Annotated in this window: 10 protein-coding genes and 2 pseudogenes; 5 read left to right on the top strand and 7 right to left on the bottom strand. The window is 59.5% G+C overall.

What is annotated here, in order from left to right:
- The first annotated feature begins 195 nt into the window (after positions 1 to 195).
- The 4 genes and pseudogenes from ACVWW1_RS21560 (at position 196) to tnpC (ending at position 3,724) form a co-directional block, all read left to right on the top strand.
- Positions 196 to 1,191 (top strand): MFS transporter, encoded by a 996-nt coding sequence (locus tag ACVWW1_RS21560; protein ID WP_456660641.1) that lies wholly within the window; start codon positions 196 to 198, stop codon positions 1,189 to 1,191.
- A gap of 48 nt (positions 1,192 to 1,239) precedes the next feature.
- A complete protein-coding gene (tnpA, locus tag ACVWW1_RS21555; RefSeq protein ID WP_456657374.1) occupies positions 1,240 to 1,689 on the top strand; it encodes an IS66-like element accessory protein TnpA in 450 nt (149 codons plus the stop codon).
- Positions 1,686 to 2,036 carry an IS66 family insertion sequence element accessory protein TnpB gene (tnpB, locus tag ACVWW1_RS21550; protein ID WP_247275681.1) on the top strand — a complete coding sequence of 117 codons (351 nt, stop codon included), beginning with the start codon at positions 1,686 to 1,688 and terminating at the stop codon, positions 2,034 to 2,036. Before tnpA ends, tnpB begins: the two co-directional genes overlap by 4 nt.
- A 99-nt stretch (positions 2,037 to 2,135) precedes the next feature.
- A pseudogene (tnpC, locus tag ACVWW1_RS21545) lies at positions 2,136 to 3,724 on the top strand (IS66 family transposase).
- On the opposite strand, the gene ACVWW1_RS21540 reads toward tnpC, so the two are convergent.
- The 3 genes from ACVWW1_RS21540 to gmd form a co-directional block, all read right to left on the bottom strand.
- Positions 3,725 to 4,225 carry a hypothetical protein gene (locus tag ACVWW1_RS21540; protein WP_456657373.1) on the bottom strand — a complete coding sequence of 167 codons (501 nt, stop codon included), beginning with the start codon at positions 4,223 to 4,225 and terminating at the stop codon, positions 3,725 to 3,727.
- Positions 4,226 to 4,809: 584 nt separating this feature from the next.
- On the bottom strand, positions 4,810 to 5,769 hold the full coding sequence (gene fcl / locus ACVWW1_RS21535; RefSeq protein WP_456657372.1) for a GDP-L-fucose synthase: 960 nt from the start codon (positions 5,767 to 5,769) through the stop codon (positions 4,810 to 4,812).
- Complete coding sequence (gmd, locus tag ACVWW1_RS21530; protein WP_456657371.1) at positions 5,750 to 6,835, bottom strand: GDP-mannose 4,6-dehydratase; 1,086 nt, start codon at positions 6,833 to 6,835, stop codon at positions 5,750 to 5,752. The genes fcl and gmd overlap by 20 nt, the downstream gene beginning before the upstream one ends.
- Before the next feature lie 1,525 nt (positions 6,836 to 8,360).
- Here gmd and glmS point away from each other — a divergent pair.
- Complete coding sequence (gene glmS, locus ACVWW1_RS21525; protein WP_456660640.1) at positions 8,361 to 10,187, top strand: glutamine--fructose-6-phosphate transaminase (isomerizing); 1,827 nt, start codon at positions 8,361 to 8,363, stop codon at positions 10,185 to 10,187.
- A 909-nt stretch (positions 10,188 to 11,096) separates the two neighbouring features.
- Here the strand turns inward: glmS and ACVWW1_RS21520 are convergent.
- The 4 genes and pseudogenes from ACVWW1_RS21520 to ACVWW1_RS21505 form a co-directional block, all read right to left on the bottom strand.
- Positions 11,097 to 11,267, bottom strand: a pseudogene (locus ACVWW1_RS21520) (IS701 family transposase); the annotation flags it as partial.
- Between the two features lie 116 nt (positions 11,268 to 11,383).
- Entirely contained in the window at positions 11,384 to 11,770 is a 387-nt protein-coding gene (locus tag ACVWW1_RS21515; RefSeq protein ID WP_456657370.1) for a response regulator transcription factor, read from the bottom strand.
- A gap of 93 nt (positions 11,771 to 11,863) precedes the next feature.
- Positions 11,864 to 12,541, bottom strand: a complete 678-nt coding sequence (locus ACVWW1_RS21510) for a response regulator transcription factor (RefSeq protein WP_429032826.1) — start codon at positions 12,539 to 12,541, stop codon at positions 11,864 to 11,866.
- Positions 12,538 to 15,201 carry a PAS domain S-box protein gene (locus ACVWW1_RS21505; protein ID WP_456657369.1) on the bottom strand — a complete coding sequence of 888 codons (2,664 nt, stop codon included), beginning with the start codon at positions 15,199 to 15,201 and terminating at the stop codon, positions 12,538 to 12,540. The genes ACVWW1_RS21510 and ACVWW1_RS21505 overlap by 4 nt, the downstream gene beginning before the upstream one ends.
- Positions 15,202 to 15,298: the final 97 nt, after the last annotated feature.

Raw genomic sequence — 15,298 nt, 5'->3', positions numbered from 1 at the left:
ATCAGGGTGCTCGACAATCACTCTTATTTGACGCTTGCCCCGCGAGACTTGGCCCAGTTTTGCGACGGCATCGCATTTCAGGGATGAAATTGTCGACTTGAGGCCATCATCGTCGAGCTGTGGGCCGCTTGCAGGCGACGCTCACAGGATGAGGGGCGCAGCGCTCACGAGCCCGTTCTCTCAGGAGTGCCTGTGATAATATCCGCCAATTGGTCTGCCGGGCTGCTTGGGACGCGGCTCGCATTTTTGGTTGCCGGATTCGGCCTCGCTGCCTGGGCGCCTTTGGTGCCGCTCGCCAAGGAGCGGCTCGCGGTAGATGACCGCATGCTTGGCCTTCTTCTGCTCTGCCTCGGGACTGGATCCGTCGCCGCTATGCTTTTGACCAGCTTGTCGAATACGCGGTACGGCAGCAAGCCCGTCATCCTCGCGGGTGGACTTGGTGTCGCGCTCATCCTGCCGTGGCTTGCTGTTGCTGGCACACCTCTCAGGCTCGGTGCCACGCTGTTTGCTTTCGGCGTTTCACTCGGCCCGATCGATGTAGCCATGAACATTCATGCGATCGAATTGGAGCGGGCCACCGGCCGTCCATTGATGTCCGGCTTCCACGCCCACTATAGCATTGGGGAATTCACCGGCTCTGCCGCCGTGACCTCGTTCCTCTCGCTGCAGTTTGGCCCGTTTATCTCGACGTTGGTCTGTTCGGCATTAATGATGATCGCGATTTTGTCGGCTAGGCCGCGGTTGCTCGCGACGGGATTGAGGCAGCAGGGGCTGTTGTTTGTCTTGCCCCATCGCAGTGTGTTGTTAATAGCCGTGCTCGCGGCTATCACCTTTCTTGTCGAAGGTGCAATGCTCGATTGGAGCGCTTTGCTTCTCGTTGGGCGAGATCTTCTCGCGGAGGCGCATGGGGGCCTTGGTTGTATGCTCTTCTCAATCGCGATGACCGCAGGGCGTCTCGGCGGAGATGCCTTGGTCGCGCGTATCGGTGACCGTGCTACATTAATGCTCGGGACTCTGCCGATCGTGACAGGCTTCTTGGCTGTGGTGGCCGCCCCGGTTGCGTTGATTGCTATGGCGGGGTTCCGGCTTATTGGATTGGGTATTTCAAATGCTGTACCCGTACTGTGTCGGCGCGCCGGCAAACAGAAATTGATGGTGGGCGTCATGCAGGGACCACGCGCTGAGGGCTGATCTGGTCAGCTAGAAAGATCTCGCGGAATGGTTTGTCGCGAGGTCACAATGTCCAAGGATAGTCGTAAGGATAGCGATAAGGGTAGGCATACGCCTATCCTAGAAAACGGCGCCGACACGCTGCAGCGTGTCGAGATCATCACCGGGACGGGCCGGCGTCCGCGCTGGTCGACCGATGCGAAGGCGGCGATTGTCGCGGAGAGTTTTGCGCCGGGTGTAAGCGTGTCCGCGGTGGCGCGGCGACACGACATCAGTCCAAGTCTGTTGTTTCTCTGGCGTCGCCAGGCCACGCGGGCGCAGGTCGTGGAGCGCGGGGACAGAGGCATGCCACCTGGCTTTGTGCCGGTCGCGATCACCGGCTGCGGGGGCCAATTGCCGAGTGAGGAGCAGGCGGCGATCGAGATCGACGTCGGCGCGGTTCGCATCCGTGTCAGGGGGACAGTCGACCGGCGGGCACTGTGCGAGGTGCTGGCGGCAGTCGGGACGGTTGGTCGATGATCGGGCTTCGACCTGGGTTGTCGATCTGGATTGCGACGCAGCCGGTCGATTTCCGTCGTGGCATGGACTCGCTGGCGATGCTGGTGAGCGAGGCCTTTGGAGCCGATCCGTTCGACGGCGGACTTTATGTCTTCCGCTCCAAGCGCCGAGATCGCGTGAAGATCCTGACTTGGGATGGAAGCGGGCTTGTCCTTTACTACAAGAGAATCGAGGGGCAGTTCACCTGGCCGCCGATCAAGGAAGGCGTCATGCCGCTGTCTCATGCTCAGCTCTCGGTGCTGCTCGATGGCTCGGACTGGAAGCGTGTGCCGATGCGAATTGTGGATCAGCCAGTACGAGCTGGTTGATCCTTATCAAGAGTCGTTCGTCACTCATGCGGAGTTGTTGTAGAATCACTTTGCATGAGTGATTTGCCTTCCGATCCAGCATTGATCCGGCAAACCGTGATGGCGCTATCGTCACGGCTTGCGGCGTTGTCGGCGGAATGCAGCTCGCTTTCGGTCGAGCGTGATGCCGCGATCGCCCAACGCGACGCTGCGATCCAGGAGAACGACAAGCTCCTGATGATCCTGTCACAGTACAAGCGCACGGTCTTCGGTCCCCGCTCCGAGACACTGGATCTCGGACAGCTGTCTCTCTTCACCATCACGGCACAGGCGGCTCGTGCCGCCGCCAACGACGACGTGACCGGAGGCAGGCTGCCTGACGGAGCGGAGGGCCGTGGAAAGCGACCGGCGCGACGCAACCGGGGGAAGCTTCCGGAGCATTTGCCGCGCATCGATGTCGTGATCGATATCGAGAGCCACATCTGCCCCTGCTGCAGCGAGCAGCTGCACAAGATCGGGGAGACCGTCAAGGAAGCCTTCGACGTCATTCCGATGCAGTACCGGGTCAAGCGCATTGTGCGTCCACGGTACGGCTGCCGGGGATGCCGCCAGGGTGGGTGTGCTGCAGGCACCCGCGCCGGCCCAGGCGATCGACGGTGGAATGGTGACGGAAGTATTGCTGGCCCACATCGCGGTGATGAAATACGGCTACCAGCTGCCGCTGTATCGCCAGGAACAGATGTTTGCCGCCCAAGGCATCACGCTCGACCGGCAAACGCTGGCCTCGTGGATGGGCCGCGTCGCCTGGTGGCCGAAGCCGCTTCACGCGCTGTTGCGCCGCGCAGTGATGTCCTACCCGCGGCTGTTTGCCGACGAGACGCCGCTGCCAGTTCTCGATCCCGGCCGTGGCAGAACCAAAGTCTGCCAGTTCTGGGCGATCGCGACCGACGACCGTCCGTGGGGCGGTCCCGGCGCCGCCGGCAGTGGTCTACGTGTTCGCCGAGGATCGCAAGGCGATCCGCGCCAGGCAGCTGTTTGGAGATTACGACGGCATCCTGCAGGTCGATGGCTATGCCGCCTACAAGGGCCTGATCAAGAACGGCGGCCGTCTGATGCAACTTGCGTTCTGCTTCGCGCATGCGCGGCGGAAGTTCTGGGACGTTCACGTCGCGACGAAGTCGCCGATTGCCGCGGAAGCGCTGCAGCGGATCGCGATGTTCTACGCCATCGAGGATCGCATTCGCGGTTTGCCGGCGACGCAGCGAGCTACGGTGCGGCAATCCGACACTAGGCCGCTGATCGAGGACTTCAAACCCTGGCTCGAGGCGCGACTGCTGGAAGTCTCGAAGAAATCCGGTCTGGGCAAAGCCATCCGCTACACCCTCAACCATTGGCACGGCCTGACACGCTTCATCGATGACGGACGCATCGAGATCGACAGCAATACGGTCGAGCGCAGCATCAAGCCGATAGGCCTGGGAAAAAAGAACTACTTGTTCGCCGGCAGTGAAGGCGGGGCCGAGACATGGGGCATTCTCGCGTCGCTCATCAACACGGCAAAGCTGCACGACATGGACCCGCGGCACTATCTGACCGATGTTCTCGAGCGCATCGTCTCCGGACGTACAAAGATCAATCAGCTGCACCTGCTGTTGCCGTGGAACTGGAAAGCCGAGCGCGACGGTTCGGAGGCAAAGCTCGCCGCTTGATCAGTTCGACGGCAAGGCGTCGGGAACTTCCTGCGCATCGCTGGCGTCGTCGTAGATCTCCTCGCGGATCACGCGCAGCGTCACCTCGTGCAGATACACTTGCAGCGCACCCTCCAGCTCAGTGAACTCCGGCAGTAGGACTCGTTCGACGAAGCCTCGTGATGCACGGACCATCACCGTGTTGCGTCGCTGCCGGCGATAACGAAACGGCCGCAGCCCATATCGGCGGCAAAGCGCCAGAAAAAGGTGCCGAGACCATTGGTCGGGAAGTGAGAATTGCTGTTCGATCGGTGGATCGTGGCGAGCGAGCTCCTCGACCCGGGCCCGCACCCGCTGCAGCGCGGCTTCCGCCGCAAGGCGCTCACCAGTAGTTCCGGCACCTGCGAACAACGCCTCGATCTTCCGAAGCTTCTCGCGCAGCTGCGACTCGCTGGTCATTCTGATCCCCGTTGCCCGCTCCGAACCGGGGGTCACCCCATCACCGCGCGCCGGCGGCGTCAATCATTCCGACCGCGCTATCCAAAGCATTCCGCGCAAGTCAAGCCCCGGCACCGGTGATCCTATCGTGACGCTCACAATTGATGCCAGTAGGCGTTGCGATCACGGTCATCACGACAGCCGGCTACGCGGGTATACTGGTGGGGCCCGCCAGCATCGGGCTCGTGGCACACATGACCGGCTTGCCTTTGGCATTCGGGATTTTAGGCGCGCTCATGTGTATCGTCATGCTGTCGGCGCGGACGGTGATGGCAGACTCTCGCTAAGACCCTTGGTCGAAAGAAAGGGACCCAGCACGTTTCGAGCTAGTGATCGGCCCGAGTCGGCGTTTGAGGCTGAGAGTCGATCAGGTCTCAGCTTGATGGCAGTAGAACAGCACGTCTCGATCATGACAAGTCGGTTGGCTGAGTCGTCGCTAGAATAACCGGCTCGCCGGGTGCTTGGCGTCCGACCGAGCGCTGTTGTTGACGAAGAGCGTTGGTCAACGCGCGGCAAAGTTGATCCGTACTTGAGGGGCAGGCAGCTAGGCTGGGACATTCACCGCCCGACTCATCATCCGATGGGCCCGCTTGTCGGGAACACGCAGATCACTCTGGTGCCGTCCATTTGCTGTCGGCAAGATACGACCGGTATGCCAGCTGAATGCCGTCCTCAAGCGAGGTCGTGGCCCGCCAGCCGAGCTTCGCCAGCCGGCCGACGTCGAGCAGCTTGCGCGGCGTGCCGTCCGGCCGCGACGTGTCGAAGCTGATCTCGCCGCGATAGCCGACGGCGGCTTCGACGACGCGAGCGAATTCGGCAATGGTGATGTCCTCGCCGGTGCCGATATTGACCAGCTCCGGCGAGGAATAGGTCTTCATCAGGTGGGTGCAGGCGTCGGCGAGATCGTCGACATAGAGGAATTCGCGGCGCGGCGTGCCGGTCCCCCACACCACGACGTTGGTGGCACCCGAGACCTTGGCCTGGTGGAAGCGGCGGATCAGCGCGGCGACGACGTGGCTGTATTCGGGGTGATAGTTGTCGCCGGGACCGTAAAGATTGGTCGGCATCACGCTGATGAAATCGGCGCCGTATTGGCTGCGATAGGCCTCGGCCATCTTGATGCCGGCGATCTTGGCGATGGCATAGGGCTCGTTGGTCGGCTCCAGCGGACCGGTCAGCATCGAGTCCTCACGCAGCGGCTGCGGCGCCAGACGCGGATAGATGCAGGACGACCCGAAGAACATCAGCTTCCGGCAGCCATTGACGTGGGCCGCCTGGATCACGTTGGTCGAGATCGCCAGATTGTCGTAGAGAAACTCGGCCCGCAGCGTGTTGTTGGCGACGATGCCGCCGACCTTGGCGGCGGCCAGGAACACGGCCTGCGGCCGCTTCGCGGCAAACCAGGCATTGACCGCGGCCTGGTCGCGCAGGTCGACCTCGTTGCGCGACACCGTCAGCAGATCGGCCTGCTCGCGCGCCAGCCGGCGCATCAGCGCCGAGCCGACCATGCCGCGATGGCCGGCAACGAAAACCGACTTGCCCTTCAGTTCAAACGCCGTGCTTGCCATTGGCCGCATCCTGCCTGGCCTCGACGAGATCGCTGGCGACCATTTCCTTCACCAGCTGCGCGAACGGCGTCTTCGGCGCCCAGCCGAGCACGGCGCGCGCCTTGCTGGCGTCACCGATCAGAAGATCGACCTCGGTCGGACGGAAATAGACCGGGTCGATCTGCACCAGGGTGTTGCCGGTCGCCTTGTCGACGCCGACCTCTTCGACGCCCTTGCCGCGCCATTCGATGCTGCGGCCGACCTCCGCAAATGCCAGTTCGACGAATTCGCGGACCGAGCGCGTCTCGCCGGTCGCGAGCACGAAGTCGCCGGGCTCGTCCGCCTGCAGGATCTTGTGCATGCCCTCGACATAGTCGCGGGCGTGGCCCCAGTCGCGCTTGGCATCGAGATTGCCGAGATAGAGCTTGGTCTCCAGGCCGACTTCGATGCGGGCGACGGCGCGGGTGATCTTGCGCGTCACGAAGGTCTCGCCGCGGATCGGGCTCTCGTGGTTGAACAGGATGCCGTTGCTGGCGAACATGCCGTAGGCCTCACGGTAGTTCACCGTGATCCAGTAGCCATACAGCTTGGCGACGCCATAGGGCGAACGCGGATAGAATGGCGTGGTCTCCTTCTGCGGCACCTCTTGCACGAGCCCGTACAGCTCCGAGGTCGAGGCCTGGTAGAACCGGGTCTCCTTTTCCATGCCGAGGATGCGGATCGCCTCCAAAAGGCGCAGCACGCCGATGGCGTCAGCGTTGGCGGTGTATTCCGGGCTCTCGAAACTGACCTGGACGTGGCTCTGGGCGGCGAGGTTGTAGATCTCGGTCGGCCGGATCTGCTGCATCAGCCGGATCAGATTGGTCGAATCGGTCATGTCGCCGTAGTGCATCAGGAACGGCACGTTGCCGGCGTGCGGGTCCTGGTAGAGATGGTCGACGCGTGCGGTGTTGAACGAGGACGAGCGGCGCTTGATCCCGTGCACGGTGTAGCCGAGGCCGAGCAGATATTCGGCGAGATACGCGCCGTCCTGCCCGGTGATGCCGGTGATCAGCGCAACGCGCCGCTTTGAGTCCTGAGCCGCCATGGTCTCTCTTAATTGCGCCGGAAAGAAAGCTTCCCTTTGAAACGCTATTTTGCGAATTGGCCTCTCGATAAATCTACATGCGCAAGCGTGCTCCACTCGCAATTAGAGGAAAGCGATCGTTGGCTCTAGTCATACACATCGCATAAGAATGTACACTATATACATAGATTTATACTGGACTGGAGCGCGCCAGTACCATTGAGCTTCAAAAAATGAAAGTCAACTAACCATCGCAACCTGCCTGATATCCGCGATGATCCTAAGCAGGCGAGATGGATGCCAAACGCCGTTAGGCGCGGCCGGGCGCGCTGCCCTAGGCGATACTTCCAACGAGATAAAGGCCAACCGTCTGTGCTCCTTATCTATCTTCAGGCGCACGTATGCATTCGATTGGTTTCCTCATAGCGGGGGAGAGTGACGTGTTGAAGCCGCAGTTGTTGATGCATTCGTCTGAACGATGACACGCAGGACAGCACACAGTGAAACCTACGCATCAATATCGTAGCCTACAAGAAGCCCGACCCTTCAACCTCCGGACGGAAAGCGCCGTCTGGGCGGCAGCGTCATCGACCACGATCTGTAGCTTCTGCTGACAGCCTGCTCGCGTAGGCAGCGGACGGTCGACGCAAGTACGAAATGGGAAAAAGTAGCAAACGTTGGTATAGTTCCTCGAACGTTTCTATATAGAAAGCTTACGTTCGTACAATAGAGCTTCGATGCCAATCGTTTAGTCTCATCCCGACCAGCATAGCTTGCATCTGTCCGAGTATGATTAGCTTCTTAAACCAGCGCGACAAAAACTTTCCAATAACATACGACAATTCACGCTAGGACGGCTGCGTGAATAAATCGAGAGCAGGCCGTGCGACGGCAGTGGGAGACTGCATCTTTCTATCTGCCCAAGGAGCGCAGCCGATGCGGGATGTGAGCCTCTCGAAGAGTCTGTCAGTGAAACCAAAGGCCCCAGTACACGAAGTGCCATCCGGTCCGGCGGCATCGCCGCTCACTTTCTTGGGAGTTTTAGCTGAAAGGGTCGTGAATGGCTCATCAGCGATGATGAGTCAAACAAGACATGATGTTTTATCGTAGGATGACTGGTCTACCGATCTGGTTCGAATGTCCTCAATCTATGGCGTCAGCCTACTTGCGCGATATATCCTCGCCGCGGGCTTGCTGCAACGATGACATCCATCGTCGCTATCGAGCGAAGAGTCAGTTCTTATCAGGCTTGGATTCAGCACCAAGCCGCGCAGGCGAACCTACATCTCCCGATTACCTCGGAGCAGTTATGCCATTCGTAGCCGCATCAGACTATGTACTCGATGGGGGCAGCCAAAAGCGGAATGTAGCTGGGCGAAACGATGACGGTTGAAGGAGAGCTAACTCTCGCTTCTGAATGCGGCGGCGATACAGGCGGCCGCAACAATCTCGAAATTGACCAATTACCACCGGGTAAGCGAATCTCATGGCCAGATTCCTGTAGGGGGAACGTCGGGCTCCGGGAACTTGGGCTGCATTGATCGATATGTGTGGAATTGTCGGCATCTTGGGGCGCGGTCCGGTCGTTGGGCAGTTGGTCGCTTCACTCAAGCGATTGGAGTATCGTGGTTACGACTCCGCAGGCCTCGCGACGCTCGAAGGGCTGCGTATCGAGCGGCGGCGCGCTGAAGGCAAGCTGAGAAACCTTGAGGAGCGGCTGCGCAATTGTCCGCCATCGGGGCATATCGGTATCGGTCACACCCGCTGGGCGACTCATGGAAAGCCGACCGAGAGCAATGCACATCCGCATGCGACTGAAAATGTCGCGGTCGTCCATAACGGGATCATTGAGAATTTCCGCGAGCTGCGAGGTGAACTGGAGCGGAATGGAGCTCATTTTAGCTCAGAGACGGACACCGAGGTGGTGGCGCATCTCGTCGATTCTTACCTCAAAAATGGCTACTCGGCGCAGGATGCGGTACAAGCGTCGCTGCCGCGGCTGCGCGGGGCCTTCGCTCTGGCATTTCTGTTCAAAGGCCATGACGACCTTTTGATCGGTGCACGGAAGGGGGCGCCGCTTGCGATTGGGCATGGTAACGGCGCAGTGTATCTAGGATCGGACGCGATCGCGCTCGCGCCCTTGACCAATACCATTACCTATCTTGAAGAAGGCGACTGGGCCGTGCTTACCCGTAGGATCTGCGTGATCTATGGCGCAGACGGCGCTGTCGTCCACCGCGAAACATCAAAGTCTGACGTGTCGTCACTCCTGGTGGACAAAGCGAATTATCGTCACTTCATGGCCAAGGAAATTCACGAGCAGCCGACTGTGGCGGGCCAGACATTGGCGCATTATCTGGATATGGCAGCCGAGCGCGTAGCCCTGCCGCTCACATTACCGTTCGACTTTAATTTCATTCAGCGCATCTCAATTACCGCGTGCGGGACGGCAAGCTATGCCGGTCACATCGCCAAATACTGGTTCGAGCGGCTGGCGCGCTTACCGGTCGATATCGATGTGGCCTCCGAGTTCCGCTACAGAGAGGCGCCTTTGCGCAGGGGCGATCTCGCAATCGTCATCTCCCAGTCGGGGGAAACCGCTGACACGTTAGCTGCGTTGCGATACGCCAAGAGTCAGGGCCTGCATACGATATCTGTGGTCAACGTCCCGACGTCGACGATCGCGCGCGAGAGCGAATCCGCGCTGCCGACGCTGGCGGGGCCAGAAATTGGAGTCGCCTCCACGAAGGCATTCATCTGTCAGCTGATGGTGTTGGCGGCGCTTGCCGTTGTAGCAGGCAAAGAGCGCGGTAAGCTGTCCGAGATCGATGAATCAAAGCTCGTGCGTGAGCTTATCGAGGTGCCGCGGCTGATTGCTGCGGCGCTGTTGATCGAGCCGCAGATCGAGAAACTCGCGCGTGATATCGCCAACTCGAGGCACGTGCTCTATCTCGGCCGTGGCACATCGGCCCCTCTAGCGCTGGAGGGCGCACTCAAGCTGAAGGAAATTTCCTATATCCACTCAGAAGGTTATGCCGCCGGCGAGCTCAAGCACGGACCGATCGCATTGATCGATGAGACCGTGCCTGTGGTGGTGATCGCGCCTTACGACGAGGTCTTCGAGAAGACCGTCTCGAACATGCAAGAAGTCGCCGCTCGTGGCGGCAAGATCATCCTGATCACCGATGCGAAGGGCGCTTCGGAAGCGACGGTGGACACACTCGTGACCATCGTGCTGCCAGAGATGGTCGCAAGCTTTACGCCGATGGTCTATGCCATTCCGGTCCAGCTCTTGGCTTACCACACTGCCCTCGCAATGGGCGCGGACATAGATCAGCCGCGTAATCTCGCAAAATCGGTGACTGTGGAATAGGCCGTAGCGTTAATATCGGAGCGCTGCGCTCCGTCGTCGAGCCGTTGGGTGCATTTTGGTTGCATCGGTCTTGTGGATGGCGGAGCCGGACAAGTTTTCAATCTGCTGTATACGAAGTTGCTCGTAGCTGCCGCATGGTTGCGCGACCTCGGGCAATACTATGGTCAGCCTGCCCGTGCTCCGCTGACCGACGAGACAAAGATCTGAGCGTCACTATGGCGCGGGGCAAGCTCGGAAGGAAAACGATCGCTGCATCGACAGGCCAATCATAGACTGATCCAACTCATTCTGGACGAGCAGCTTCAGTCGTGCTCGCGGTCTCTCGTCAATCATGACCACGGCCAATGGGCGCGAGCGTCACCTTCCTGCCGTTCAATTAGAATGGTCGATAATAAGTGGGACTTAGGGGACAAGTAGGAGATCCACGTCAGCTCTTGGTAACCCAGCCTGCTATCAGCTCTGCAGCTCATCCGATTCGGTTGGGCTCGCACGTGCACCGCCGGCCCTCCCACCTGCTACGGGTCATCAAAGATCGTTAGAAAAGACATTCCCGTACAAGGTATTGAAGGCCTAGAATCAAGTGCAAGTAGTGCACCGCACCGGAGGACGCGGCGCCTCGGCTGTATGTGCGGCCGGCGTATATCGGCCATTATCTGACCCAGCAACAGCCGACTGGCTGACGCCCTCGCGGCGACGCGGATTGGTACAACAGCAAATACGGTTGTCGGCCAGCGATCGCAATGGATTCCTATCGCGAGGCCGCAGATCTGGTTGACCAAGAGAGCCGCTCCTCATTCTCGGCGCGGGAATTGCTGTCCCGCTCCTCGAACGAACTGCTGTCAGCGCATGTCTGGAGTGGGGCGGCGTAGGCAGCCTCTCTATTTCAAGCGCCTCTCGGCAGGGGCCGGTGCTCTCGTTGTGATCGAGACCAAACTCGTTCTTCGCAGTCTCAACGCTGTCCTCGATCGCCCACCGATGGCCTTCGACCGTCACCGGCGTTTCGATAGACGTTTCCGCTGGACACCAGGTGGTGAAGGAGGCGCGATCGCCACCGGCGATACGACGACGGATCAGCAGACCCGCCTGAGGGGAGCCTAACTGAATGGGCAGCGTGCTCGACTGCCAGGGCGTCGATCGAGATCGTCTCGCATGAGACGCGCTGAGATCGACATGAAGTTGGCGGCCGGCCGATCGTTTCAGGTGTCAGCCCCGCCGCGGTTCTCCTTCAGAGCGGCATCGAGGCGCTCGATCAGGGTATGCCCGGCGAAGGGCTTAGCCAAGAAGCCAATCGCTCCCGCGCTCAGGGCTGAGGCGCGCAAGCGATCGTTGGGAAATGCAGTAATGAAAATAAACGGCGCAGCGTAACCACGAATCCGCATTTCCGCCATCAGATCCAAGCCGCTCATAACCGGCATTTGCACGTCCGTGATTACACAGGAGGTTTCGTTCAACCGAGGCGACCTCAAAAGCGCCTCGGCCGACGCAAACGTTTGAACGATGTAGCCACGCGATTTCAAAAGATTCTCTGTCGCCGCACGGACCGACGCGTCGTCATCAACCACAGAAATTAAAGGCGTGGACAAGACAAGCCCTCCTGAGGCGGGAATAGCGGCTCCCGAGGCATTAGCCACCCTGGCCGAAAAGTGGGCTTGAGTCGTTAAATTGTAAAATCATACTTAGGTTTGTTCGGAGCGATTGGCGCGGATTCCCAGCGAATCAGTCATTCTGATCAAAGCCGGCAGCGACCGGGCGCCCATCTTTCTCATCACGTGTCCGCGGTAGATTTTGACCGTAATCTCGGCGAGCCCCAGTTCGGCGGCGATCTGCTTGTTCATCAGGCCGGTGGCGACCAGTTTCATCACCGTCTGCTCGCGCGGGCTTAGGGTCTCAAACAGGGACTGCAGGTTCGCGACGGTCTGCTCGGCCTCACGTCTTTTGCGATCGCGCTCGGTCGCCGCGATCACGGCGTCCAGCAGTTCCTGATCGCGAAACGGTTTGGTCAGAAAATCGACCGCTCCACTCTTCATAGCCCTGACACTCATGGGGATGTCGCCATGTCCGGTAATGAAAATGGTGGGAATACGAATGTTCAACCTGGCTAGCTCAGTCTGGAACTCTAGGCCGCTCAAGCCAGGCAGCCGGACGTCTAGAACCAGGCAGCTAACAACGTCCGGAAGTTTGCTCTGCAGCATTTCGCGGGCCGATCCGAATGCAACGACTTCCAGGCTGACGGATTGAAAGAGGTTCGTAAGCGAGCGACGCATCGAGGCGTCGTCTTCGACAACGAAGACAATCGCATTTGTCGACGCCTCGGACTTGCTGTCTTCGCGCGGGAAGTTGGGGCGCTCGATCACGTGACGACCTCCTTGTGCGACGGCAAGTCAAACCGAAAGCTCGCTCCCGGCGGCTGCTTGGGGACGATCGAAAGGCGCCCTCCGTGAGCTTCCACTATCGAACGGCAGATCGAAAGACCCATGCCAAGGCCATTCGATTTTGTTGTGAAAAAGGGGTCTAACACTCGCTCAGGGTCATTGTCGGCGATTCCGACGCCGCAATCAGTCACGGCAAGCTGCACGTGTCCGATATCGTCCCTAGATGAGTGGATCACCAGTTCGCGGGTCCGGTCCGTAACTGCGTCCATGGCTTCGATCCCGTTCATGACCAGATTGATGATCACCTGTTGCAGCTGAATCCGGTCACCGAGAATTACTGGCAGCGCTGCCGCCAGTTCCGTTCTTAGCGTCACTCGGTGGCTGACCAGCTCACGTCTCACCAGCGCAATGACGTCCTTAACGACATCATTGATGTCGAGCGGCAGCATCTCGATCTCGCCTTTCTTCGCAAGCGCGCGAATGCGACGGATCACCTCGCTTGCCCGGATTGCATCTTCGATTATCCACTCAACCGAAGAGCGCGCGGCGGAGAGATCGGGAGTTTCGCGCCCCATCCAACCAAGGCACGCGTCGCCGTTGTTGATAATAGCGGCGAGCGGCTGGCTGATTTCGTGGGCGATGGAGGTTGTCAGCTCCCCAAGTGTCGTCACGCGCGTCACATGGGCGAGTTCCGCCTGTGCCTTCCGCAGCTCTTGTTCAGCCTGGTCTGCGCGAATTATAGCGGTGATGTCGGTGCTGACGCCGCGGTAGCCAAGAAAATTGCCGTTTATATCAAAAAATGGCTTGCCACTCGTCCGGACGTAGATCGGACATCCGATCCGGTTGACGGTGCGATAGACCAGATCACGGAACGGCAGATGTGCGTCCAGCCTCGCACGATGTTGCCGCCATTTCTCGGGTTCGTCCTCGACGTCGCAAGCAATGTCCAGACCCACTAGTCCTTTGGCCAGGATCCCCGCAGCGCTGGTGTGCTCGGAAAAGTGGGTGACCTGATGATCTGGCCCGGTCTCCCAGAGCCAGTCGGAAGCCGTTTCGGCGTAGTCGCGAAAGCGCTGCTCGCTTTCGCGCAGCGCAGCAAGTGCGTTTTCAAGGCGTTCCCTGGCTGCGAACTGCTCAGTGACATCCATATGTGTTCCGATGAGCTCGCTGACATTGCCTTCGCTGCCAACCGCGACATGGGCCACAGAATGTATGTGCCTCATCGAGCCATCTGGGAGAAGGATTCGAAAATCATATTCGAAACGGCCTTCCTTGTCGTCTCTAGCCAGTCGCTGCACTTCTTGAAGCCGCGGCAGGTCGTCTGGATGGATGCGCGATCGAATGGTCTCTATCGACACGGTCTCTTGCGGATCAAAGCCAAACAGACGATCGACCTCGGCGGAGCGATATATAAAATCGAGACGGTGGGCGTCCCAGCACCAACTGCCCGTGTGACTGAGATGCTGGGCTTCGGCCAGATAGGCCTCGCTGCGGCGCAGCTGCTGTTCTGCTTGCCGTGCTGCCGTGACATCCGTCGCTGCTCCGACAAACTCGATGTCACCAGTGGCGGTTGTCGTGGCTCGCGCCCGCGCGTGGACGTGCTTCACCGAGCCATCCGGCAGCAGCAGCCGGTATTCATGCTCGAAATCCTTTGGATCTCGCCTCGCTCGATCGATGACCTCTTGAACCGAAGCCCTATCCTCTGGATGAGTGCGCTCGACGACCAGGTGCGGCGCCGGAACCGTCTGCGGGTCTAGCCGGAAAATTCGAAAGGTCTCCTTCGACCAAAAGGCCTCGCCGGTGGCGACGTTCCAGCTGAAGCTGCCTGTTTGGCTTAGCTCCTGCGCCTGGGCCAAATGTGCTTCGCTGCGCTGCAGGGCAAATTCGGTCCGCTTTCGCTCCGTGATATCTTCGCACGCTATGAGGATAACGGGCCGGTCGTCGGCCCAGGGCATGGCTTTGGCGTTTTCGCGTACCCACAGTACCGAGCCGTCTTTCCTGACTTTCTGGGCCTCCCAGGTTTGCGATCGACCGATATTATCAAGACACGTCCGAATACATTTGCGAGCGAACTCGCGATCCTCCTCCAGAAAGACTCCCAGGACGGATTGACCGATCAGTTCGGAACGCGCATAGCCGAGTTCTGTCGCGCCGAACGTATTGACGTTGAGGACAGTACCGGCTTCATCGGCCATGACGTACATGGCCGGATTGTGCTCAAAGATTGCGCGCCACTGCTTTTCGCGATCCTTCAAATCGGCCGCGCTGCGCCGGAGCTCAGCGGCAGCTTCACGCGCAACCTCTCTCTCCCGCCGGACTTTTCCGATGAGGTGCGTTCCGACAATCGAGACAGTAAAGAATGCGACAACCACTGTAAAGACTTGAGGGTCGTCGATCCTCAGACTGAATGCCGGCGAAGTAAAGTAGTACGACAAAGCAGCCATGGCTAAGACGGAAAGCGCGTACGATGCGATAAAGCTGCCAATCAACGAAAACAGCAATATCACCAGCAAATAGGCGAACGCCGTCGCAGCAAAATGCGTATCAAGGTACAGGGAAGTTAGCGTCATCCCCGCCAGCGTTATGCTGCCGAAAGCAAGCTGCGTGGCCGAACGTTTGAAATTGCTGAACTGGTTATACATTTTTGGACCGTCCGGCCTTTCTCCAGCGGAGAACTATAACATCTTAGGCAAAAATGAGGCAATCCTTCGGCCCAAGACATGCTCGCGGGGTGGTTCG

It is taken from the genome of Bradyrhizobium sp. JR3.5, from assembly GCF_054057015.1.
Note: the sequence above shows the minus strand (reverse complement) of the source record. Positions and strands in the feature narration are given on the sequence as shown.

Bases quoted from the DNA above. Each gene is read 5' to 3' on its own strand.
- ACVWW1_RS21505 (WP_456657369.1), bottom strand. From the start codon at position 15,201: ATGTATAACCAGTTCAGCAATTTCAAACGTTCGGCCACGCAGCTTGCT.
- glmS (WP_456660640.1), top strand. From the start codon at position 8,361: ATGTGTGGAATTGTCGGCATCTTGGGGCGCGGTCCGGTCGTTGGGCAG.
- gmd (WP_456657371.1), bottom strand. From the start codon at position 6,835: ATGGCGGCTCAGGACTCAAAGCGGCGCGTTGCGCTGATCACCGGCATC.
- tnpB (WP_247275681.1), top strand. From the start codon at position 1,686: ATGATCGGGCTTCGACCTGGGTTGTCGATCTGGATTGCGACGCAGCCG.
- tnpA (WP_456657374.1), top strand. From the start codon at position 1,240: ATGTCCAAGGATAGTCGTAAGGATAGCGATAAGGGTAGGCATACGCCT.
- fcl (WP_456657372.1), bottom strand. From the start codon at position 5,769: ATGGCAAGCACGGCGTTTGAACTGAAGGGCAAGTCGGTTTTCGTTGCC.